The organism is Kribbella sp. WER1 (assembly GCF_054189145.1).
Window position 1 is genome coordinate 8,602,425 of sequence record NZ_CM135186.1, and the last position, 21,623, is coordinate 8,624,047.

Below are 21,623 nucleotides of genomic sequence, written 5' to 3' on the forward strand. Positions count from 1 at the left end.
CTGCATTCCTCGCCCGTTCCGCCCTCCATCACGGCCTCGCCGTCAGGTCTCGTCACGGATCACAGTCGAGGATCTTCGCCGGCTCGGTTGGTGCTGACGCCTCGGAGCGCTAACCGACATGGTGCGCAAACACTCGCGACGTTTCGCAGCGCTTCCCGATTGCCAGTTCTTTGGTTGCCGCGCGCGTTGAACGTGCATGGCGGATCGTCGAGAGGTTCAGCGGGAACGGCGTGAGTCGTGGGTCGGAGTAGAAACGCCGGATCGGGCGCCGACGCTCTACCCACAGGCTGCTCGTGTGCTTCGGCGGATCATCATTCGGCTGGCACGATCGCGGCGAAAGTCCGATGACGGGCCTCGGGTAGAGGAGGACGCATCTTGAGTGGGACGGACGAGTGGGCGACCTTGGATGACCTGTTTGGGATGGAGGCGTTGGCGGATCGACCCGCGGGCGGCAGTGGGATCGGGCGGCTCGCGTTTTATGGCAGGTGTTCGACGGAGGACAACCAGGATCCGAAGTCGTCGCTCGCTTGGCAGTTGGGGGAGGCCGCGCGGTTCGTCGAGCCGCTCGGGGGTGAGATCGTCGAGGAGTTCTTCGATATCGGGCAGTCGCGGTCGTTGCCGTGGGAGCGGCGCGACGAGGCCAGCCGGGTACTCCAGGAGTTGAAGAATCCTCGGCGCGGCTGGGACGGCCTCGTGGTGGGGGAGGCGACGAGGTGCTGGTACGGCAATCAGTTCAGCTTGACCTGGCCGAAGTTTCATCGGTACGGCGTCTCGCTGTGGATACCGAGCCTCGGCGGGCAGTTCGATCCTGAGAACACCGTGCACGACATGGCGATGACCATCACGGGTGGGCTGTCGAAGTCGGAACGTCAGCATGTGCAACGGCGCGTACGCGCGGCGATGGCGGCCCAGGTGATCACCGATGGCCGGTACCAAGGCGGCAGGGCGCCGTACGGGTATGTGGTCGTCGACGCCGGTCCACACCCGAATCCGCGGAAGGCGCAAGAGGGCTACCGGCTCCGGGTACTTGCCGTCGACAACGAGGCGGCAGTAGTGGTCGAACGCATCTTTCAGCTCTACCTCGATGGTCTGGGGTTGAAGTCGATCGCCGAGACGCTCAACCTCGAAGGCGTGCCGTGCCCGTCGGCTCACACGCCTCAGCAGAATCGGCACCGTAGAGGTGACGGCTGGCAGCACACCACGGTGAAGGCGATCCTTGAGAATCCGCGGTACACGGGCTTCGCGATTTACGGGCGGTGGCAGAAGGTCGAGGAGCTGCTGGATCCGGAGGACGTCGCTGCCGGGCATGTGGTGCGCTTCCGACGGTCACCGCAGTCCAAGATCGTGCGCTCGAGAGAGCCTGCACATCCCGCGATCATCTCGGTGGACACCTTTACGCGGGTTCAATTGGAGCTGCGCGTACGGCGGGGGACCGGGCCGGCGGATCAGGCAAAGCGGGAGCGGACGCGGGTGACCACGCCGCGCGTGTACCGGCTCCGTGCTCGCGTGAGGTGTGAGTTGTGCGGGCGGAAGATGCAGGGCGCGGCGAGGAAGCACGCCATCTTCTACCGGTGCAGCGCGCGGACCTTGGTACCAGGTACGGCGGTCGCGGACCTCCATCCCGCCAACGTGTACCTCCGCGAGGACGTCCTGACCCGGAAGCTGAACGCCTGGATTGCGACGCTGTTCAGCCCGGAGCACCTCGATGAGACCGCGCACGCGCTGGCGGCTGTCGACGATGATCACGAGTCGGCATCAATCGCGCTCAGGTTGGCGCAGAGGATCCAGGCAGCGAAGACCGCGATGGCGCGGCTGCGGCGGGCGCTCGAGGCCGGCTGGGATCCGGCGGCGTTGACGGAGCAGTACAACGCGGCGGTGGCGGAGAAGCGGTCCGCGGAGGCCGAGCTCAGCGCGTTGAAGGTGCCGGAGCGGGTATCGGCACAGGACATCCGCACGATGGTCCAGGAGTTGGGGGACATGACGGCGGCGCTCGACCAGGCTGACGCGAGCGACATGAGAGCGCTGTACGAAGCGCTGGGTCTGCAAGTGAGTTACAACCACGAGACCCGATCGGCTGAGGTCGCCGTAAGCCCCGCTCTGCGTGGCTTTAGCGTTGGTGTCCGAGGGGGGACTTGAACCCCCACGCCCTAAAACGGGCACTAGCACCTCAAGCTAGCGCGTCTGCCTATTCCGCCACCCGGACGAGTGGTCTGACCGCCTGCGCGGTGCCGACCGGAGAACAGTAGCAAACTCCAGGGGTGGAATTCACATCGGGGCGTTGGGGTGGTGACGGTGGCGTGTCGGCGGCGTAGTTTGACATTGAAGGATCGGCCTCGCGGGTGGAGGTGAGGGCGCCGTGGACGTGTGGAACGGGATGACGTTCGAGGGTAAGGACACGATGCTCCGGGTCGTACGGGACGAGGCGGAGTTGTTCTTCGGGATGGTGGACGGGGCGGACGTGTGGGACGCGCCGACCGGGGCCGGGCACTGGGAAGTGCGGGACGTGGTGGCGCATCTCACGGACACGACCGAGGCGTACTTCGTGGCGTTCGACGCGGCGCGGTCGCACACGGAGGTGCCGGCGGCGTACGGGCTTCCGGGGATGGCCGAGCGGGTGGACAAGCAGGCGCTGGCGCTCCGCGGGGTGCCGCAGGACGAGCTCGTCGAGCGGTTGCGGACCGACTTCGACAAGATGCTGGGCATGTTCGATGCGCTCGGGCCGGACGACTGGGCCGGGTTCACCGTGCCGCACTTCTACATGGGTCCGTTGCCCGCGTTCTTCTACCCGGCGTTCCAGTTGATGGATTACGGCGTGCACTCGTGGGACATCCGCCAGGGCACCGGCCGGGCGCACGGGCTGTCGGGCGAGGCGGCCGACCTGCTCGTGCCGTTCATGTTCGTGCTGTGGAAGTACACGACCGGGGCGAAGGACCCGTGCGAGCTCGGGATCCGGATCACCAGCGGACCGAACGCGGGCGACACCCGGGTCGCCGTCGGCCCGGACGGCATGGACTACGCCGCCGGCGATGTCAGTGACCTTCCGACGGTGATCGAGTTCGACCCGGGCAGCTTCGTGCTGACCGCGTTCGGTCGCAGCAACGCCGGTACGATCCGCGGAGACCGGGCTGTCGCGGACCGGTACCTGAACCTGTTCTTCCGGATCTGAGGGGGACTCGGCATGACCGACATCGACCTGCCTGCCATCGAGGCCGAGCGGGACCGGATCCGTACGGCGTACCTGACAGCAGGCGCGCCGTCGTCGGCGCGTGGGCTTCATCACACAGCGTTACTGTGTGCGGATGTCGAGCGGACGGTGCGGTTCTACCAGGAGGTGCTCGGGTTTCCGTTGACCGAGATGGTGGGGAATCGGGACTACGAGGGGTCGACGCACTTCTTCTTCGACATCGGGAACGGGAACCTGCTGGCGTTCTTCGACTTCCCGGGGCTGGAGCTCGGGCCGTACGCCGAGGTGCTCGGTGGGCTGCATCATCTGGCGATCTCGGTGGAGCCGGGGCGGTGGGAAGAGCTGAAGAAGCGGCTGGCCGCGAACGGGGTCGAGTTCCAGGAGGAGAGCGGTACGTCGATCTACTTCCGGGACCCGGACGGTGCGCGGATCGAGTTGATCGCCGATCCGCTGGGGGAGATGTACGGGCTCAAGGTGTTGTGACGTCAGGCCTTGTTCTCTTGGACCAGGCGGCGGTGTAGTTCGCTGGTGAGGGCGTGGATCTCGCGGGTCAGCTCGGTGTTGGTCTTGAGTTCGACCTCGGACTCGTTGAAGTCGTGGTCGGCCTTCGCCTGCTGGAAGGCCGCCTGGCGGTTCTGCCCGATCATCACGAACGTCGACAGGAAGATCGCCTCGAGCGACACGACCAGCGTGAGGGTGGGCCAGGGGTTCTTCTCGATCAGCAGCATCCAGACCGCGAACAGCACGATGTGGACGTAGACGAAGCGCATCGAGCCGGCGAAGGCGGTGATCCAGTCGGCGATCCGCAGTTGCAGGTTCGCCGCACGCTGCGCCTCGATCGCGAGGACGGCTGGGTGGTGCGGGCGTGTGTTCGTGGGGTGTGACGTCACTGGGGCTCCCGACCGGTCAGGCGGGCCTCGGGCCCGACGACCAGAGATCACCGCTGCAGCCGACGGTAGCGCCGTACGTCCGTCAACTCGCTGAGAACTCGCTCACCCGGTGCGGCGATCGGCCGCAGGATCGGGACGTGGATTGCATTCTTGTGACCGGTATGCCGGGAGCCGGCAAGTCGACTGTTACGCGGTTGGTCGCCGAGCGGCTGCCACGGTCGGCGCGGCTGGGCGGCGACGAAGTGAACGCGATGATTGTGAACGGGTTCGTCTGGGCGCTCGGCGGGCCGGCGGACGAGGCGGCGCGGCAGGTCGAGCTGCTGCACCGGAACCTGTGCGCGCTCGCGAACAACTTCGCCGACGCCGGCTTCACGCCGCTGATCGACGCGATGATCGCGTCGCGCGCCAAGCTCGACTTCTTCGAGGAGAACCTGCGGCGCCGGCGGATGCTGTTCGTCGTACTGGCGCCGGGGATCGAGGTGTGCCGGCATCGCAACACAATCCGCGACCCGGCGGATCGGTTCGACTTCGACGGGTACGAGCGGCTCGAGGCGGAGATGCAACGGGAGTTCGGTGACACCGGCTGGTGGATCGACACGGCCGGCCTGACCGCCGCGGAAACCGCCGACCGCATCGTCGACGAGGCGACCCGCGGACCTAGGATGGGCGCATGACGACCTCGACCGACAGTCCGTCGTACGCCGCCGACGCCGAGGTGGTGGAGCTCTGTAGTGAGCTGATCCGCATCGACACCACGAACTACGGGAACGGCAGGAGCAACGGCGAGCGGGGTGCCGCGGAGTACGTCGCGGCGAAGCTGGACGAGGTCGGGATCGAGTCGACGATCTACGAGTCGGAGCCGGGCCGGGCGACGCTGGTCGCCCATTGGGACGGCGAGGACCAGAGTGCGGACCCGTTGCTCGTGCACGGGCACCTGGACGTGGTCCCGGCGGACCCGAAGGACTGGAAGGTGGACCCGTTCGCGGGGGAGATCTTCGACGGGTGCGTGTGGGGGCGCGGCGCGGTCGACATGAAGGACTTCGACGCGATGGTGCTGTCCGTCGTCCGGGCGCGCCAGCGGGCCGGGGTGAAGCCGCGGCGGCCGGTGCGGCTGGTGTTCACCGCGGACGAAGAGGCCGGCGGCGTGTACGGCGCGCAGTGGCTGATCGACAACCACCCGGACACGATCGCGGACTGCACCGAGGGCATCGGTGAGGTCGGCGGGTTCTCGGTGACGGTCAAGGACGACCTGCGGCTGTACCTGATCGAGACCGCCGAGAAGGGCATGAACTGGATGCGCCTGAAGGCCCGCGGTACGGCGGGTCACGGGTCGATGGTGAACACCGACAACGCGGTCACCAACCTGGTCGAGGCGGTCACCCGGATCGGGTCGCACGAGTGGCCGCTGCGGGTCACGCCGACCGTCCGCGAGTTCCTGAAGACGCTCGAGGACCTGCTCGGCACCGAGCTCGACCCGGACGACATGAGCACCACGCTGGCCAAGCTCGGCAGCTTCAGCCGGATGTTCGGCGCCACCCTCCGGAACACCGCGAACCCGACGATGCTGAACGCCGGCTACAAGGTGAACGTGATTCCCGGCGACGCCGAGGCGCACATCGACGGGCGGTTCCTGCCCGGGTACGAGGACGAGTTCTACGCGACCATCGACGAGCTGCTCGGCGACAAGGTGCAGCGCGAGACCGTGGTCACCGACATCGCGCTGGAGACCGAGTTCAGCGGCGGGCTGGTGGACGCGATGAAGGCGTGCGTCCAGGCCGAGGACGCCCAGGCCCGGTTTGCGCCGCTGCTGATGTCGGGCGGCACGGACGCGAAGTCCTGGAGCCGGCTGGGCGTGCGGTGCTTCGGGTTCGTCCCGCTGCAGCTGCCGCCGGATCTGGACTTCATGGGTATGTTCCACGGCATCGACGAGCGGGTGCCGACGTCGGCGCTCGAGTTCGGCTCGCGGGTGCTTGACCGGTTCCTGACTCAGGCCTGACGGAGGATCCGCGGTACGGCGAGCAGCCCGGAGTTCAGGTACTCCGTCGCGTGCTCGACGTGCTGCAGGTCGAACCGAAGGCCGTAGCGGGTGATGGAATCGGCTGCCGCGTCGAGCAGATGCTGGTCGGCGGAGAGCGCGTTGGCCGCGGTGTTGTGGACGACGATGCGAAGGTCGTTCGCGCCTGGGCGGGCGGCGTCGGTGAGGTCGACCTGGAAGGGTGGGGCCCAGAGCGTGCCGCAGTGGACGTCGTTGAGGTAGACGTCGGCGGCCACGCCTACCGGTGGGGTGATGAGGGCCCGGTAGGAGTTGTGCGGGACGTACGGCTCGCTGTCGGGAGCGACCGGGGTGCCGGGGCCCAGGTCGAGGAGTAGACGGTCGGCGGTGTCCGGTAGGTCTACCTGGGTTTGGTAGGTGGCGGAGCCGGAGTACGTCGTGCGGGCCGGGTCGTCTTCCCAACGGTGGGGGAGGGCGACGGGGTGGGTGTCGTTGTCGAAGGCAACCGTCCAGGGGCCTTCAAGGGCGCCGACGAGTTGGGTGGAGCCGGCAACAGCTTCCGCTCCGGTGGGAGGGAGGAGGACGGCTGACTCGTAGGCGTGGAGAGTGATCGTGCTGGTGGTTCGGGGCTCGGCGCTGAGGGGATTCCAGTGTTCGAGTGGGGTGGCGAGGGTGAGGGTGCGCGGCTCGGCGGACGTGTTCGCGACGAAGTACAGGTCGGCGTCGTCGAGGCGGCGGTGGACCACGCCGACGTCGGGTGCCGGGGTGAGCGGGGCGGAGGGGAGCTGGTCGGCGAGGGTGGTGATGTCGGTGACAACCGTTCCGCCGGCGGCGACGACCGCGTCGAGCCAGGTGCGGGTCGCCGGGGGCACGGTGGTTCCGGCGGGTACGACGACGACCGGCACGTCGGCCGGGTCCACCGCCGCGGTGGCGTCGTCGTCGATCAGGTCGAAGTCGAGGCCGGCGTCGCGGATCGTCCGTGGGACGGCCTCGGGGATCAGGCGGCGGGCCACCCGGTAGAGGTTGTAGGGCTCAGGGCCGCCGGCGACGTACGCGTCCGACGCCGGGATGTAGATCTTCACCGGCCGGACCGGCGTACCCTGCCGCAGCACCCACGACAGCCGGTGCAACGAGCCGAACAGGGCCGTTGCCGTCGGCCACCAAGGGTTCCGGTCGTCGAGGGCGCCCGCGGCGTAGAAGATCCAGCCGAGGCCGGGCCCGTCGGACGGGGAGTACGGCCAGCCGTGCCCGATCAGGTGGTTGACGCCGGACAGGAAGTGCTCGTGCGCCTCACCCTGCAGGTCGAGCGGCGTCGCGCGGAACGCCGGCGAGTGCACCCACGTCCACACCTCGGCCGACACCACCGACTGGCCGTAGATGTTCGCCGCCGACGACGCCCACCGGGTCTCCGGGATCCCGCGCCACGCCCACCCCTCGCCCTCGGAGATGTCCGCGAAGCGGTAGCTGCTCATCGTCGCAGGCGGCTCGCCGTAGCTCTGGATCCGGAACGGTACGCCGTGCCCGGCCGCCCAGCTCCGGAACACCTTGAGGAAGTTGTCCTCGTACAGCTCCGACAACGTCCGCCCGAAGTCGATCCGCAACTCCCGCGCGCCGGCGGTGTCCACCAGCAGCTCGTACAGCCGCAGCCGTAGGTCGTACCCGCGCCGCTCGGCGAACTCGGTCAGCATGTCCCGCGTCCAGTCCCCGCCGTACACCTCGAGGCTGTCGCAGAACACCGACCCGACCGGCATCGCTGCCTTGAGCAACGGCTCCGCGACGGCCCGGATGTGCTCCTGCGCCGCGGCCGCCGAGTAGTGGTCGAGCGTGTGCCCTTCGGCGCCGGCGGCCGCCCGCTTCACGTTCTGCCCGGTGACCCGCGACGTCGCGATCAGCACCTCGCGGGGCTGCCCGCCTGCCGGGACCTGGATGATCCCGTCCCGCACCGGCACCTCGACGTACGACGAGGGCGTACCGGCCGACCCGTCCCCGACGTACGCGGCGACGAACTCGTCACCGGGCCACGCGGCCACGATCGGCACGTCGTAGGCGTCCGCGCCGATCTCGCGCCGGTCCCAGTGCAGCTGCCGCGCGGCGTACGTGGTCCCGACGTGCGGGCCGCCGTACGACCAGCCGCTCCCGAGCGTCACGTCGAACCGCAGCCCGAGCGACTGCGCGGTCCGCGACGCGTGCCCGATCAGCTCGAGGAACTCCGGCGACCCGAACGGCGCGGTCACCGGCGCCATCGGGTACACGAACGCGACCTCGGCCCCGCCGAGCCCGGCCGCGGCCATCGCGTTCAGCTCGCGGTCGATCTCGTCTCGGTCGATGGACGGCCCGAACCACCACCAGCGCATCATCGGCCGCGCCTCGGGCGGCGGGTTCCGGAACTGTCGTCGTACGTCGTCGACGGTCGCCATACCGTCCACCCCATCGTGGCGGCGGCCGTGGGTCAACGCGGATGACCAGTTGTGGTCACACCCGAGACCAGCAGATACTGCCCGGCGGTGTACGTCGACATCACCAGCGCGTCCCGTCCGCGGAAGTCGCGGCCGGCCATCCGGAGCGCGATGAGCGCGTCCGAGAGCAGGAACAGCGCGCCGCCGGCACCGCTGCGCGGGTTGTGCCAGCGCGACGCCACCGCGGTTGCCGTCAGCAACAAGGCGTAGACGGCGATCGGCACCCGCTGGTTGCCGAGCGACGGGGCGAGTACGGCGATCAGCGCCGCCCAGAGTGCCGCGTACGCCGCGAGCACCCGCCACGACCGCTGCGCCGGATCGGCGAGGAACACCGCGAGGTAGCACGCATGCGCCGCCGCGAACGCCGCGATCCCCGCGAGCTGCAGATCCGTCTCCAGCAGCAGGTCACCGGCCGCCGACGCGAGCAACGCCGCCTGCAGCAGCGGCGGCGCGTCCTGCGTCCGCGACCACTGCCACAGCAACGGCATCAACGTCGCCTTGCTGGCCTGCTTCAGGATCCGTACGTCGACCGCGACTGCGGCCACATGCACCACCGTCGCACCCCAGAACCCCGCCAACACCCGCTGCCCACGCGCCAACCGCCCCAGGTTCATGCCATCGAGTCTGCAACACCCGCCGACCCGACACACCGCAGTTCACGACAAGTTCAACGTCGCCCGGAGCTCGGGGAGATGGGCGATCAGCGGTTTCGGCGGGGTCGGGGTGGTGACGACGGACAGGGTGAGGCGGTAGCGGAACGGGGCCGGCATCAGGTGCTCACCGGGGCGGAGCTCGGTGGCCAGGGCGGTGCGCGGTACGAGGGCGAGGTGGCACCGCCGGCGGGCCATCGCGACGGTGGTGCTGAGCGTGACGCCGCGGCGGGGGAGTGCGCCGAGGGCGGCGAGACGGTCGTGGATGTCCTCGCTGCCGCGGTCGTAGGTGGAGAACACCATCGGGCGGTCCTTCAGCGGCTGCCGGCCACGGCCGGGAGGGCGGGCGCCGGGCGGGACGAACAGGACCAGCTCGTCGTGGCCGACGCGGCGGGACACGGTGCCCTGTGGGAGCGACATCTGCTCGGCGATCGCGATGAAGGCGGCGTCCATCGTGCCCTCGGCGACGCGTTCGACCAGGAAGTGGCCGTGGTCGACCTGCTGCTGGATCTCGATGTCCGGCAGGTCGGCGTCCAGGATCGGGAACAAGATCGGCGCGATGCTGTTGAACGTACCGATCACCAGCCGCCGGCCGGCCGCGGCCGCGCGGGTAGCGGCGTACACCTCCTCGAGGTGGCCGAGGATGTGGTCCGCGCGGCGGCTGAGCTCGGCACCGGCCGCTGTCGGGCGGGCGCCGCGGGTGTCGCGCTCGAAGAGCTTGGTGCCGCAGAGCCGTTCGAGGCGGGACAGCCGCTGCGACGCGGACGGCTGCGAGATGCGCAGCTCGCGGGCCGCCGGGCCGACCGCGCCGGTCCGGGCGACGGCCTGGACCAGCCGCAGGTCCTCGACCGAGGGTAATGAGGCCATAGGTTCAGCCTATGGCAAGCAGGCAAGCCGAACCAGCTACCCGGATCCCGCCGGAACACCAAGAATTCAAGGCATGCGAGCACGGACCGAGGCACTGGCACTGCTGGCAGGCAGCGGCACGGCGGACTTCGCGTTCCGGCTCGCACAGGTCGCGTTGCCGTTGGTGATCCTCCGCGAAACAGGGTCGGTCGCGGCGACGGGGCTCGTCGGCGGCGCGGCCGGCGTACCGGTGCTGCTGTCGCCGTGGTGGGCCCGCAAGGCCCGGCAATGGATCGACTCCGGCCCGCGACTGGCTGTGGTCGCACTGGTGTCGGCGATCGCGCTGGCCTCCGTTCCGACGGCTGCTGCTCTCGGTGTGCTGTCACCGGTGCTGCTCGTGCTGAGCGGCCTGCTGCTCGGCTGCGGCGATGCGTTGGCACAGCCGGGCCGGGCGGCGTTGCTCGCGGACACCGGCGACCGGTGGGGCGAGGGCCGGGCGGTGATGCTGCTGACCTGGCAGGACGGCCTGCGCCGCGTCGGCATGCTGGTCGGCCCGTCCGTCGGCGCGCTCGCGGTCGGGTTCGGCTTCACGAACGAGTTGCTGTGGACGGAGGCGGCCGCCGTCCTCGCGGCCGGTCTGCTGGCCTGCACCGTCCAGCCGGAGCGGACCGTCGGGGTCACGGTCGCGCCGCCGTCCATCCGCGGGAGTCTGCAAGGACGGCGTGAGGTGCTGTACGGCTGGATCGTCCGGGGGACCGGCTGCGTCACCTGGTTCGCGTTCACCCTCGGCCTGTCCGTCCTCGGCGAGGAACGCGGACGTCCCGGCGTCTACCTCGCCGCCGGCATGACCGGGTACGGCGTCGGCTCCCTGATCGGCACCGCGATCTCGCTGCACGTCGTACGCCGTACCAACCCCGTCCTCACGGCCGTCGCCGCGTGGGGCTGGTCCGGGCTGTGCTGGATCGGCATGGGCCTGTGGACCACCCCGACCGTGGTCGCGCTGACGGGCGCGCTGTCCGGCGTCGCGGTGGTGATCGGCATCGCCGCGATCTCGGTGCTGATCACCCGGTCCTCGGCCGGTGCCGAACGCCGGACCCTGCTCGCCGGGCAGAGCGTCGTCGTCAACGCGGGCAGCGCCGCCGGACTACTCGCAGGCGGTCCGATCATCGCCACGGTCGGCGCCGCGCCGTCGCTGGTCGGCGCGGGGGTCGTCACCTCGACGGTCGCCGTACTGATCCTGGTCAGGTGCCGGCTAGCGAGCGAGCCGCCCGAGCAGCGCGGAGGCGGCGCAGATGCCGGCGAAGGCGGCAACGATCAGGACCGTGAAGTCGAGCCAGTACGTCGTGGGTTGTCCGATCAGCAGGCCTCGTAGCGCGCTGACCTCGTAGGTCAACGGGTTGACGTGGGAGACCACGCGCAGCCAGCCCGGCATCAGCGAGACCGGGTACAGCGCGTTCGAGGCGAAGAACAGCGGCATCGTGATCGCCTGGCCGATGCCCATCAGGCGGTCGCGACGCAGGACGAGCCCGGCGATCGTCATCGAGAGGCACGAGAAGAACGCGGCGCCGAGCACGACCACGACCAGGACCGCGAGGAGCTTCAGTGGATTCCAGGTCAGGCTGACGCCGAGCAGCGCGGCGACGATCAGGACGACGATCGCCTGCGAGATCGTCCGGACGCCGGCCGCGAACGCCTTGCCCGCGACCAGTGCCGACCGCGGCGACGGCGTCACCAGCAGCTTCGTGAGGATGCCGGCGTCGCGTTCCCAGATGATCTGGATGCCGTAGAAGATCGACACGAACAGCGCCGACTGGGCGATGATCCCGGGCGCCAGGTAGTCGAGGTACGGGACGTTGCCGGTCGGGATCGCCCGGATCCGGCTGAACGTCTGGCCGAAGATCACCAGCCAGAGCACCGGCTGGATCGCCCGGGTGACCAGCTCGGTCCGGTCGTGCCGGAGCTTCTGCAGCTCGACCAGGCAGAACGTGCCGATCCTCGACAGCAGCCGGAGCGGGGGAGACTCAACCCAGACGCTGGGCCGTACGACGGGTGCCACGGACATCGCGTAGACCTCCCTTGTCCGAACCATGACGGCCTTCCAGGCTCTCGCCGGTGAAGTGCCGGAACACGTCCTCGAGGCTCGCGTCCGGTCCGAGCTCGGCCTTCAGCGATGCCGGCGTACCCACCGCGCGCAGCTGCCCCAGGTGCATCAGGGCGACCCGGTCGCAGAGGAGATCGGCCTCTTCCATGTAGTGCGTGGTCAGCAGCACGGTCATCCCGTACCGCTCCTGCATCTCCTGCACGCGGGCCCACACCGAGTCGCGCGCGACCGGGTCGAGCCCGACCGTCGGCTCGTCCAGCACCAGCAGCGCGGGCCGGTTGACGAGCGCCTGCGCCAGCTCGAGCCGGCGCACCATCCCGCCGGAGTACGTCGACGCGAGCCGGTCGGCGGCGTCGGTCAGGTCGACGATCTCGAGTACTTCGGCCACCCGGGCGGCCCGCTCCCGCCGCGGCACGTCGAACAGCCGCGCGAACCACGAGACGTTCTCGCGGCCGGACAGCGCACCCTCGATCGACAACTGCTGCGGTACGTACCCGAGCATCCGGCGGACCGCCATCGCGTCGGTGTGCACGTCCCGCCCGAAGATCCGGACGCTCCCGGTCTGCGGCGGGTAGAGCGTGTTCAGCACCCGCAACGTGGTCGTCTTGCCCGCGCCGTTCGGACCGAGCAGCCCGAAGCACTCACCGGCGGAGACGGTCAGGTCGAGGTTGTCGACCGCAAGGTGATCGCCGAACCGGTGACTCAGCCCGGTGACCTCGACCGCAGGTTCCGCACTCATACGCGCTCCTTCTGCTCTTCGGGATGGAGACGTTCGGCCAGTACGGCGAGGACCGGCAGGGCGGACTGCAACGCGGCCCGATCTGCCGGGGCCAGGTCGTCGAGGGTGCGGGTGACCAGCGCGGTCCGGCGGTCGCGCCAGGCCTCGACCTGTTCGCGGGCCGGATCGGTCAGGGTCAGCCGGGCGACCCGGCGGTCGGCCTCGTCGGGAGTGCGCTGCAACAGGCCGCGCTCGGTGAGCTGGCCGACCAGGGTCGAGACCGTGTTCGCGACCAGGCCGAGCTCGGCGGCGGCCTCCGCGACCGAGATGCCCGGGTTCCGCCGGACGGTGCGGATCAGCTCGGACTGCGAGTCGGACAGCGCGGACAGCGGGAACGGGCGGCCGACGGACCGGCGCAGGTGCCGGCGCACCAGTCCGAGCGCGGCCAGCAGTTCTTCGGCGAGGACCTCGGTCATGATCCAAGAATACCTCTGTAGCAGAGATATTGTGCCAGCAGAGAGGCCCGGATTTCACCCGGGCCTTGCTCAGTACCTCAGAGGGTCCGCATCACCCGGATGATCCGGCGGCGCAACCACACCCGCCGGGAACCGTCCGGATAACGCCGGAGCCTTGCCAGCTCCCAACCGCCGTACTCCGCGTGCTCGGTGAGCAGCTTGCGCACCGCCCCGCGGGACTCCGTCCTGGACACCTCGAACTGCTGCAGTTCGTACTCGGCCATCCACACCTCCACCTGCAGACTTCAGGAAACATCCTCCAGTGCCGCGACGATGGCGGGCGGCAATGTGAGCTCCTCCACTCCCAGCACGGACTTCAGTTGCAGTGCCGTCCGGGCCCCGACGATCGCCGCCGACACCCCCGGCCGGTCCCGCACCCAGGTGAGCGCCACCTCGAGCGGGGTCCAGCCGAGCCCGTCGGCGGCTCGCGCGACCGCTTCCACGATGCCCGATGACCGGGCGTCGAGGTAGGGGTCGACGAATCTGGACAGATGCTGAGACGCCGCCCGGGAGTCCGCCGGGATGCCGGTCCGGTACTTCCCGGTCAGCACGCCACGGCCCAGCGGCGACCAGGCGATGATGCCGATCCCGAGCCCGGCGGCCGCCCGGATCGCGTCCACCTCGGCGTCCCGGGCGAGCAGCGAGTACTCCACCTGGTTGGCGACCGGCACCGCGCGGCCCGGCCACGCCTGCTGCCAGGTGACCGCCCGCGCGGACTTCCAGCCGGCGTAGTTCGAGACGCCGACGTACCGCACCTTGCCGGCGCTGACGGCGTGGTCCAGAGCCGAGAGTGTCTCCTCCAGCGGCACGTCGTCGGACCAGGTGTGCAGCTGCCAGAGGTCGATGTAGTCGGTGTTCAGCCGCCGCAGTGAGCCGTCCAGGTCGCGCAGCAGCGCGCCGCGCGAGGTGTCGGTGATCCGCTCGCCGCGGCGCACGCTGAATCCGGCCTTGGTCGCGATCACCACGTCGTCACGGTCGACCACGTCGCCGAGCAGCGACCCGATCAGCTGCTCGCTGTCACCGTCGCCGTACGCCGCGGCCGTGTCGATCAGCGTGCCGCCGGCGGACACGAAGGCGGCCAGCTGCTCGCGGGCCTCGTGCTCGTCGGTGTCCCGGCCCCACGACATCGTGCCCAGGCCGAGCCTGCTCACCGCGAGTCCACTGTGACCGAGATAGCGCTGTTGCATACCCCGAGCCTATTGCGGGCCACCGACAACCTCTCGCTAGGCTCGCCAGTCATGCGACTCGGACTCAACATCGGCTTCGTCTTCGGCGGCGAGGACCATCTGGACCATCTGAGGCTGGTGAAGGAGGCCGAGGCGCTCGGCTTCGCGGTCACCTGGGCCGCGGAGGCGTACGGCTCGGACGCCGCCACGCTGCTCAGCTGGATCGCCGCCCAGACCACGACCATCGACGTCGGCGCCGCGGTCTTCCAGATCCCGGCCCGGACGCCGGCCATGACCGCGATGACCGCCGCAACCCTGGACCGGCTCTCGAACGGCCGGTTCCGGCTCGGTCTGGGCGTGTCCGGACCGCAGGTGTCGGAGGGCTGGCACGGGGTCCGGTTCTCTCAGCCGCTGCTCAGGACCCGTGAGTACGTTGACATCGTGAACGCCGCCCTGCGCCGGGAAACCGTCGCGTACCAGGGCAAGTACTTCACGTTGCCGCTGCCCGACGGACCGGGCAAGGCGCTGAAACTGACCGTGCGGCCGATCCGCGACCACGTGCCGGTGTACCTGGCGGCGGTCGGCCCGAAGAACCTCGAGCTGGCCGGCGAGATCGCCGACGGCTGGCTCGGGATCCTCAACGACCCAGGCTTCCTTGGAGAGCAGTTGACGCACATCACGACGGGCCGGCAAGTCCGTCAGAAGGACCTCGACGGCTTCGACGTCGTCGTCACCACGCCGCTGATGACGGGCGACGACGTCCACACCGCGGCGGACCCGGTCCGTGGGTACGCCGCCCTGTACATCGGCGGCATGGGCAGCCGGGAGAAGAACTTCTACAACGACCTCGCGGTCCGGATGGGCTACGCCGACGAGGCGAAGCAGATCCAGGACCTGTACCTGGACAAGAAGCACCGCGAGGCGATGGCCGCCGTACCGTTCGGGCTGCTGGACGGGATCTCGCTGCTCGGCGGCAAGGAGCGGATGGCCGAGAAGCTCACCGCGTACGCCGAGGCGGGGGCGACCACCGTCGCGCTGACGCCGTTCGCGTCGACCGTCGAGCAGCGGATCGCGGACCTGCGGACCGCCGCCGAGGCGCTGGAGCTGTCCGGGGTCGGCCACTGATGACGATCTGGGACTCCATCATCCTCGGCATCGTCGAGGGCCTGACCGAATTCCTGCCGGTCTCCAGCACCGGCCACCTGACGATCGTGTCGAAGATGCTCGGCCTGAAGATCGACGACCCGTCGATCACCGGGTTCACCGCGGTGATCCAGGTCGGCGCGATCATCGCGGTCGTCCTGTACTTCTGGAAGGACATCGTCCGGATCATCGGCGCCTGGGTCGGCGGCCTGGCCAAGCCCGAGCGGCGCGGCGAGTTCGACTACAAGATGGGCTGGTACGTGATCACCGGCTCGCTGCCGATCGGGATCGTCGGCTTCCTCGCCAAGGACCTGATCTCCGGGCCGCTGCGCAGCCTGTGGTGGGTGGCCGGCGCGCTGATCGTCTGGTCGGCCGTGATGGTCGCCGCCGAACGGCTGAGCAGCAAGGAACGGCCGCTGACCCGGATCACGTTCCTGGACGCGCTGGTGATGGGTCTGGTCCAGTGCCTGGCGCTGATCCCGGGTGTGTCCCGCTCCGGCGCGACGATCTCGGCCGGCCTGTTCCGCGGCCTGGACCGGGTCGCGGCGACCCGGGTGTCGTTCCTGTTCGGCATCCCGGCGCTGGCCGGCGCGGGCGTCTACGAGTTGAAGGACGCGCTCGGCGGGTCGGTCGGCGCCGTACCGCTGCTGGTCGGCACGGTGGTCAGCTTCGTGGTCGCGTACGCGTCGATCGCCTGGTTGCTGCGGTTCGTCGCCAAGCACTCGATCGAGCTGTTCGCGTTCTACCGGGTGCTGCTCGGCGTCGTTCTGCTGATGCTGCTGTCGACGAGCACCATCAGCGCCACCTGACCCGTTTCTAGAGCCAGCCGACCTTGCGGAAGAAGCGGTACATGGTGAGGCAGACGACCGCCATCACCAGCAGGATCCCGTAGTACCCGAAGTGCCAGCGGAGTTCGGGCATGTTGTCGAAGTTCATGCCGTAGATCCCGGCCAGCATGGTCGGTACGACGGCCATCGCGGCCCAGGCGGAGATCTTCCGCATGTCGTCGTTCTGCTGCACCGAGACGCGCGCCAGATGCGCGTTCAGCGCGGACGTGAGAAGTGTGTCGATCGCCTCGGCCTGGTCGGAGACCCGGCTGAGGTGGTCGGCCACGTCGCGGAAGAACGGGCTCGCCTTCGGGCCGAGCCCGGCGACGCCGTGCGCGAAGTGTTCCATCGGCTCCCGCAGCGGGTCGATCGCGCGGCGCATCTCCAGCACCTCGCGCTTCAGCCGGTAGATCCGCTCCGCGTCGCTGGTCCGCTCCGGCGAGAACACCGACGACTCGATCTCGTCGACGTCGATCTCGACCTGCTCCGCGACGGTCTCGTAATCGTCGACGATCGCGTCGCAGATCGCCCACAGCACGGCGGCCGGCCCGTGCCCGAGCATCGACGCGCGGGCCTCGAGTTCGTGCCGGGTGGTGGCCAGCTCGCCGCCTTCGCCGTGCCGGACGGTCACGACGTACCGCGGGCCGATGAACGCGGTCACCTGCCCGGTCTCGACCGCGTCGCCCTCGTCGACGTACCAGAGGGTCCGCAGTACGACGAGGATCGTGTCGCCGAACCGCTCGACCTTCGGGCGCTGGTGGATCTGCAGCGCGTCCTCGACGGCCAGGTCGTGCAGGCCGAACAGTCCCTGGACGCGCTGCATCTCGGCGTCCGACGGGTCGTGCAGGCCGATCCAGCCGAAGCTCTCGCCGTCGTCGTCGAGGGCCTGGGCAACGGTCTCGGGGTCCTTGGGCAGCTGCTGGCGCTCCCCAGCGGCGTACACCCCGCAGTCCACGATCACCAGCCCATCATTGCACCCGGCCGTTGCACGGCACTTGGTACGACCCGCTAACGTGCAGTCCATGCCCACGGTGATCCTGGTCCGCCACGGCCGCAGTTCCGCGAACACTTCCGGCACCCTGGCCGGCCGGACGCCCGGCGTGAAACTCGACGAGACCGGTGTCCAGCAGGCCGCCGCGGTCGCGGAGCGGCTGGCCGAGCTGCCGCTGGCCGCGCTCGTCACCTCGCCGCTCGAGCGCTGCAAGCAGACCGCGGCCGCGATCGCGAAGTACCACCAAGGGTTGCGTCCGGCAACGGATCGGCGGCTGACCGAGTGCGGGTACGGCGACTGGACCGGGCAGAAGATCTCCGCGCTGGCCAAGGACCCGTTGTGGGCCGTGGTCCAGCAGCACCCGTCGGCGGTCACGTTCCCCGGCGGCGAGTCGATGCGGGGTATGCAGCAACGAGCCGTGGACGCGGTCCGCGCACACGACGCGGAGCTGGCGAAAAGCCATGGCGACAACGCGATCTGGGTCGCGGTCTCGCACGGCGACGTGATCAAGGCGATCGTCGCGGACGCGCTCGGTCAGCACCTGGACACGTTCCAGCGGATCGTCGTGGACACCGCGTCGACGACGATCATCACCTACACCGCGACCCGCCCGTTCCTGGTCCGGCTGAACGACTCCGGCAGCGAGCTCGCCTCGCTGGTCCCTAAGCCGTCAGCGAAAGCGAAGCCGAAGAAGCGGTCCTCGGACGCAGTCGTCGGTGGACGGTAATAGGGTCAGGGGTATGGCGCGAGTTGTGCACTCCTACGACGACCCCGAGCGGTTCGTCGCCGGCACCGTGGGCGAGCCCGGTGCGAGGACCTTCTTCCTGCAGGCCCGGGCCGGGCACCGGCTGACCTCGGTCGCCTGCGAAAAGGAACAGGTGATGGCGCTCGCGGAGCGGCTGGATGTGATGCTGGACGAGGTCGCCCGGCGGTTCGACCGGGACCCGGTCACGCAGACCGGCTCGGACGACAACGCGCCGCTCGAGCAGCCGATCGAGGAGGAGTTCCGGGCCGGCACCATGACGCTGGCCTGGGAGGCCGACGCCGAGCGGGTGGTGATCGAGGTGTTCGCGGTGGTCGCGGTCGACCCGAGCGAGCTCGAGGACGAGGAGCCCGACCCGGTCACCGCGGCGATGGAGTCCGACGACGCCGAGGTGTTCGTGGTCCGGATCACCGAGGAGCAGGCCCGGGCGTTCGCCCGCCGGGCGGTCGCGCTGGTCGCGTCCGGCCGGCCGAGCTGCCCGTTCTGCGGCCGGCCGATCGACGCCGACGGTCACATCTGCCCACGGGCCAACGGCTACCGCAGGCACCTGCCGGAATGACGATCGACCCGGAGCTGCTCGCGCTCGGAGAGCTCTCGTTGCACGGCCGCCTGGTCGCCGCCTCGAACGGTACCTACCAGGGCTCGGTGAGCCTGTCCGGCGCCTCCGCGACGGTCGTCTACAAGCCGGTCGAGGGGGAGCGCCCGCTGTGGGACTTCCCGGACGGCACGCTCGCCCAGCGCGAGTTCGCGGCGTACGTCGTGTCCGAGGCGCTCGGGTGGCACGTCGTACCGCCGACGCTGCTGCGCGACGGGCCGCTCGGTGTCGGCATGGTGCAGCTGTGGATCGACGAGGCCGAGCCGGCGGCGGGGGAGACCGAGCTGGTCGACATCGTCCCGCAGGGCCGGGTGCCGAAGGGCTGGGTCGGCGTACTGGATGCGCTGGACGGGCGGCACAACCCGGTGACGCTGGTGCACGCGGACAACGACGCGTTGCGCCGGATGGCCGTGTTCGATGCCGTGGTCAACAATGCGGACCGCAAGGGCGGCCACGTGCTGAACCCGGGGGACGGGCGCGTCTACGGCGTGGATCACGGGGTCACGTTCAACGCCGACGACAAGCTTCGGACCGTGCTGTGGGGCTGGGCCGGTGACCCGATCCCGGACGAGCTGCTGGAGGACGTACGGCGGCTCGCGGGCGAGCTGGCCGGGGCGCTCGGGCAGCAGCTGTCGGAGCTGATCACCACGGTCGAGCTGACAGCGACGCGGGAGCGTTGTGCGGCGCTGCTGAAGACCGGGAGCTTCCCGTACCCGAGCGACGAATGGCCCGCGATTCCCTGGCCGGCCTTCTAGGGCTGGACGGAGACGTTGCCGATCCGGCCGTGCTCGTCGAAGTCGACGGTGATCGTGCTGCCGGACGGCGCCGTACCGTGGATCACCGCCGGGCCCTCGTCGGTCGTCAGGCCGAAGTGCTGGAAGTAGCCGCGGACGACCTGCCGGTGATCGCCCGGGAACACGCTGACCGCGGTCATCAGCAGCCGCGGCGTGGCGATCGCGTCGAAACCCGCCTGCGGCAGCTGCTCGTCCGCGACGTGCAGGTACACGTGCCCGCGGCCCTCGTTGATCGCGGTCGACCAGACGCCGCGGCCGCCGAGGACCGTGCCGGCCGTGATCGCGAGCATGATCGCGGCCTGCGCCGGCTGCTCGAACCCGCCCAGCTCCAGGCTCTCGGCGGTGAACTCCGCGATCGCGTGCCGCTCCCCGAACTCCCGGATCACACCGGTCGGCGCGACCGCCGGCGCGTCCGGCCCGAAGCCCGGGTTCGCCCAGCCCCACAGCCAGGTCCGGTCGACCTCGGAGAAGCTGCCGAGCAGCGTGATGCCGCCCAGCACGCCGCGTTCGCTGCTGAGCGTCCGCTCGGTCAGGTCGGCCTGGAGCGAGTCCGGCCCCACGACGTCGTTGAACAGGTCCTGCTGCTGGATCGCGGCGGCGGCGACCCAGCCGCCGTACGCCCGGAACTCGGCACTGAAGTCGGCAGTCATCGCCCGTGAGGGTAGCCGCCGCCGGGGTGCACCCCGGCACCCGGACCACGGAATGGAACCGTGTCGCGTCATTGAAAATCGGACTGGCATAAGCTCCGACACATGCAGGCGTGGACGAAACCAGACATCCCGGACGTACCCGGGCCGGCCCGGCGGCTACGCCTCTACGACACCGCCTCCGGCGGGCTGGTCGAGGTGGAGGCCGGCGACCGGAAGACGGCGCGGATGTACGTGTGCGGCATCACGCCGTACGACGCGACGCACATGGGGCACGCGGCGACGTACGTCACGTTCGACCTGATCAACCGGCTCTGGCGGGACTCGGGGTACGACGTGGTCTACACGCAGAACATCACCGACGTCGACGACCCGCTGCTGGAGCGCGCGACCGCGACCGGTGTCGAGTGGACCGACCTCGCGGCCCGGGAGATCCAGCTGTTCCGCGACGACATGACCGCGCTCCGGGTGATCCCGCCGCAGCACTACATCGGCGTGGTCGAGTCGATCGACCTGGTCTCGGACGCTGTCGAGGACCTGCGGCGCGCGGGCGCGGTGTACTCCGTGGACGGCGACCTGTACTTCGCGGTGAAGACGGATCCGGCGTTCGGCAGGGTCTCGGGGTACGACCGGGAGACGATGACGGAGCTGTTCGCCGAGCGCGGCGGGGATCCGGAGCGGGAGGGCAAGCAGGACCCGCTGGACAGCCTGCTGTGGCGGCACGAGCGGCCGGGGGAGCCGGCGTGGGACTCGGCGCTCGGCCGCGGCCGGCCCGGGTGGCACGTGGAGTGCTCGGCGATCGCGCTGAAGTACCTCGGGATGACGTTCGACGTGCAGGGCGGCGGATCGGACCTGATCTTCCCGCACCACGAGATGTCGGCCAGCGGCGCGCAGGTCGCGACGGGGGAGCACCCGTTCGCGCGGGCGTACGTCCACCAGGCGATGGTCGGGCTGGACGGCGAGAAGATGTCGAAGTCCAAGGGGAACCTGGTGCTGGTCTCGAAGGAACGCCAGGCCGGGGCCGACCCGATGGCGATCCGGCTGGCGCTGCTCATGCATCACTACCGCACGGACTGGTTCTGGACCGACTCCGACCTGCCCGAGGCGACGGCCCGCCTCGCCCGGTGGCGCGCAGCCGTGGCCCGGCCGTCGGGACCCGACGGCGCGGCCGTCGTGGACGCCGTACGCGCGGCCCTCACCAATGACCTCGACGGAGCTGCGGCCCTCGCGGCAATCGACGCGTGGTCGGACGCCGAAGGTGACGACGCAGAAGCTCCCGCGCTGATCGCCCAAGCCAGTGACGCGTTGCTTGGTGTGAAGCTTTAACCAGAGAGCCCCTCGACC

23 protein-coding genes and 1 tRNA gene are annotated in these 21,623 nt (G+C 69.9%); 12 read left to right on the top strand and 12 right to left on the bottom strand.

The window, feature by feature from the left end:
- Positions 1 to 375: 375 nt before the first annotated feature.
- Positions 376 to 2,136 (top strand): recombinase family protein, encoded by a 1,761-nt coding sequence (locus tag ACXJJ3_RS41815; RefSeq protein WP_458167642.1) that lies wholly within the window; start codon positions 376 to 378, stop codon positions 2,134 to 2,136.
- Here ACXJJ3_RS41815 and ACXJJ3_RS41820 read toward each other — a convergent pair.
- Positions 2,115 to 2,203: transfer RNA gene (locus ACXJJ3_RS41820), tRNA-Leu, on the bottom strand. The two genes, ACXJJ3_RS41815 and ACXJJ3_RS41820, sit on opposite strands and share 22 nt — an antisense overlap.
- 153 nt (positions 2,204 to 2,356) lie before the next feature.
- Here ACXJJ3_RS41820 and ACXJJ3_RS41825 point away from each other — a divergent pair.
- Entirely contained in the window at positions 2,357 to 3,166 is an 810-nt protein-coding gene (locus tag ACXJJ3_RS41825) for a maleylpyruvate isomerase family mycothiol-dependent enzyme (RefSeq protein ID WP_458167643.1), read from the top strand.
- Between the two features lie 12 nt (positions 3,167 to 3,178).
- A complete protein-coding gene (locus ACXJJ3_RS41830) occupies positions 3,179 to 3,667 on the top strand; it encodes a VOC family protein (protein ID WP_458167644.1) in 489 nt (162 codons plus the stop codon).
- A 2-nt stretch (positions 3,668 to 3,669) separates the two neighbouring features.
- On the opposite strand, the gene ACXJJ3_RS41835 is transcribed toward ACXJJ3_RS41830, so the two are convergent.
- Positions 3,670 to 4,074, bottom strand: coding sequence for a DUF1003 domain-containing protein (locus ACXJJ3_RS41835; RefSeq protein WP_458167645.1), 405 nt, complete (start codon positions 4,072 to 4,074; stop codon positions 3,670 to 3,672).
- 137 nt (positions 4,075 to 4,211) lie between these two features.
- Here ACXJJ3_RS41835 and ACXJJ3_RS41840 point away from each other — a divergent pair, with 137 nt between their 5' ends.
- Both ACXJJ3_RS41840 and ACXJJ3_RS41845 read left to right on the top strand, forming a co-directional pair.
- Complete coding sequence (locus ACXJJ3_RS41840; RefSeq protein WP_458167646.1) at positions 4,212 to 4,748, top strand: AAA family ATPase; 537 nt, start codon at positions 4,212 to 4,214, stop codon at positions 4,746 to 4,748.
- Positions 4,745 to 6,070, top strand: a complete 1,326-nt coding sequence (locus tag ACXJJ3_RS41845; protein ID WP_458167648.1) for a M20/M25/M40 family metallo-hydrolase — start codon at positions 4,745 to 4,747, stop codon at positions 6,068 to 6,070. Before ACXJJ3_RS41840 ends, ACXJJ3_RS41845 begins: the two co-directional genes overlap by 4 nt.
- Here ACXJJ3_RS41845 and ACXJJ3_RS41850 read toward each other — a convergent pair.
- Genes ACXJJ3_RS41850 through ACXJJ3_RS41860 form a run of 3 tightly spaced genes read right to left on the bottom strand, consistent with a single transcriptional unit; the run spans position 6,061 to position 10,040 of the window.
- On the bottom strand, positions 6,061 to 8,484 hold the full coding sequence (locus tag ACXJJ3_RS41850) for a glycosyl hydrolase (RefSeq protein WP_458167649.1): 2,424 nt from the start codon (positions 8,482 to 8,484) through the stop codon (positions 6,061 to 6,063). The two genes, ACXJJ3_RS41845 and ACXJJ3_RS41850, sit on opposite strands and share 10 nt — an antisense overlap.
- A gap of 32 nt (positions 8,485 to 8,516) precedes the next feature.
- A complete protein-coding gene (locus tag ACXJJ3_RS41855; RefSeq protein ID WP_458167650.1) occupies positions 8,517 to 9,137 on the bottom strand; it encodes a lysoplasmalogenase in 621 nt (206 codons plus the stop codon).
- A gap of 42 nt (positions 9,138 to 9,179) precedes the next feature.
- Positions 9,180 to 10,040: a LysR family transcriptional regulator gene (locus tag ACXJJ3_RS41860; protein WP_458167651.1), complete on the bottom strand. Its 861-nt coding sequence runs from the start codon at positions 10,038 to 10,040 to the stop codon at positions 9,180 to 9,182.
- A 73-nt stretch (positions 10,041 to 10,113) separates the two neighbouring features.
- On the opposite strand from ACXJJ3_RS41860, the gene ACXJJ3_RS41865 reads away from it, so the two are divergent.
- The gene (locus ACXJJ3_RS41865; protein ID WP_458167652.1) at positions 10,114 to 11,391 is read left to right on the top strand and encodes an MFS transporter; all 1,278 of its coding nucleotides are present in this window, start codon (positions 10,114 to 10,116) and stop codon (positions 11,389 to 11,391) included.
- Here ACXJJ3_RS41865 and ACXJJ3_RS41870 read toward each other — a convergent pair.
- From ACXJJ3_RS41870 to ACXJJ3_RS41890, 5 genes are all read right to left on the bottom strand, one after another.
- Positions 11,272 to 12,081: an ABC transporter permease gene (locus ACXJJ3_RS41870; protein WP_458167653.1), complete on the bottom strand. Its 810-nt coding sequence runs from the start codon at positions 12,079 to 12,081 to the stop codon at positions 11,272 to 11,274. The two genes, ACXJJ3_RS41865 and ACXJJ3_RS41870, sit on opposite strands and share 120 nt — an antisense overlap.
- The gene (locus tag ACXJJ3_RS41875; protein WP_458167655.1) at positions 12,041 to 12,859 is read right to left on the bottom strand and encodes an ABC transporter ATP-binding protein; all 819 of its coding nucleotides are present in this window, start codon (positions 12,857 to 12,859) and stop codon (positions 12,041 to 12,043) included. The genes ACXJJ3_RS41870 and ACXJJ3_RS41875 overlap by 41 nt, the downstream gene beginning before the upstream one ends.
- On the bottom strand, positions 12,856 to 13,314 hold the full coding sequence (locus ACXJJ3_RS41880) for a MarR family winged helix-turn-helix transcriptional regulator (RefSeq protein WP_458167656.1): 459 nt from the start codon (positions 13,312 to 13,314) through the stop codon (positions 12,856 to 12,858). The genes ACXJJ3_RS41875 and ACXJJ3_RS41880 overlap by 4 nt, the downstream gene beginning before the upstream one ends.
- Positions 13,315 to 13,391: 77 nt before the next feature.
- Positions 13,392 to 13,577, bottom strand: coding sequence for a DUF5703 family protein (locus ACXJJ3_RS41885; RefSeq protein ID WP_130385444.1), 186 nt, complete (start codon positions 13,575 to 13,577; stop codon positions 13,392 to 13,394).
- 21 nt (positions 13,578 to 13,598) lie between these two features.
- Positions 13,599 to 14,540: an aldo/keto reductase gene (locus tag ACXJJ3_RS41890; protein WP_458167658.1), complete on the bottom strand. Its 942-nt coding sequence runs from the start codon at positions 14,538 to 14,540 to the stop codon at positions 13,599 to 13,601.
- 51 nt (positions 14,541 to 14,591) lie between these two features.
- Between ACXJJ3_RS41890 and ACXJJ3_RS41895 the strand changes: the two genes are divergently transcribed.
- Together ACXJJ3_RS41895 and ACXJJ3_RS41900 are read left to right on the top strand one after the other, a co-directional pair.
- The gene (locus ACXJJ3_RS41895) at positions 14,592 to 15,644 is read left to right on the top strand and encodes an LLM class F420-dependent oxidoreductase (protein WP_458167659.1); all 1,053 of its coding nucleotides are present in this window, start codon (positions 14,592 to 14,594) and stop codon (positions 15,642 to 15,644) included.
- Positions 15,644 to 16,471: an undecaprenyl-diphosphate phosphatase gene (locus ACXJJ3_RS41900; RefSeq protein ID WP_458167661.1), complete on the top strand. Its 828-nt coding sequence runs from the start codon at positions 15,644 to 15,646 to the stop codon at positions 16,469 to 16,471. The genes ACXJJ3_RS41895 and ACXJJ3_RS41900 overlap by 1 nt, the downstream gene beginning before the upstream one ends.
- Positions 16,472 to 16,478: 7 nt before the next feature.
- Here the strand turns inward: ACXJJ3_RS41900 and corA are convergent, their stop codons facing one another.
- Entirely contained in the window at positions 16,479 to 17,450 is a 972-nt protein-coding gene (gene corA / locus ACXJJ3_RS41905; RefSeq protein WP_458167662.1) for a magnesium/cobalt transporter CorA, read from the bottom strand.
- Positions 17,451 to 17,511: 61 nt separating this feature from the next.
- Here corA and ACXJJ3_RS41910 point away from each other — a divergent pair, with 61 nt between their 5' ends.
- Genes ACXJJ3_RS41910 through ACXJJ3_RS41920 form a run of 3 tightly spaced genes read left to right on the top strand, consistent with a single transcriptional unit; the run spans position 17,512 to position 19,593 of the window.
- Positions 17,512 to 18,207, top strand: a complete 696-nt coding sequence (locus tag ACXJJ3_RS41910) for a histidine phosphatase family protein (RefSeq protein WP_458167664.1) — start codon at positions 17,512 to 17,514, stop codon at positions 18,205 to 18,207.
- Between the two features lie 13 nt (positions 18,208 to 18,220).
- Complete coding sequence (locus tag ACXJJ3_RS41915; protein ID WP_458167665.1) at positions 18,221 to 18,802, top strand: DUF3090 domain-containing protein; 582 nt, start codon at positions 18,221 to 18,223, stop codon at positions 18,800 to 18,802.
- Entirely contained in the window at positions 18,799 to 19,593 is a 795-nt protein-coding gene (locus tag ACXJJ3_RS41920; RefSeq protein WP_458167666.1) for an SCO1664 family protein, read from the top strand. The genes ACXJJ3_RS41915 and ACXJJ3_RS41920 overlap by 4 nt, the downstream gene beginning before the upstream one ends.
- Here the strand turns inward: ACXJJ3_RS41920 and ACXJJ3_RS41925 are convergent.
- Positions 19,590 to 20,282, bottom strand: a complete 693-nt coding sequence (locus ACXJJ3_RS41925) for a DUF6882 domain-containing protein (RefSeq protein ID WP_458167667.1) — start codon at positions 20,280 to 20,282, stop codon at positions 19,590 to 19,592. The genes ACXJJ3_RS41920 and ACXJJ3_RS41925 overlap by 4 nt on opposite strands.
- Positions 20,283 to 20,384: 102 nt before the next feature.
- Here ACXJJ3_RS41925 and mshC point away from each other — a divergent pair, with 102 nt between their 5' ends.
- Entirely contained in the window at positions 20,385 to 21,605 is a 1,221-nt protein-coding gene (mshC, locus tag ACXJJ3_RS41930; RefSeq protein WP_458167668.1) for a cysteine--1-D-myo-inosityl 2-amino-2-deoxy-alpha-D-glucopyranoside ligase, read from the top strand.
- The last annotated feature ends 18 nt before the right edge of the window (positions 21,606 to 21,623 follow it).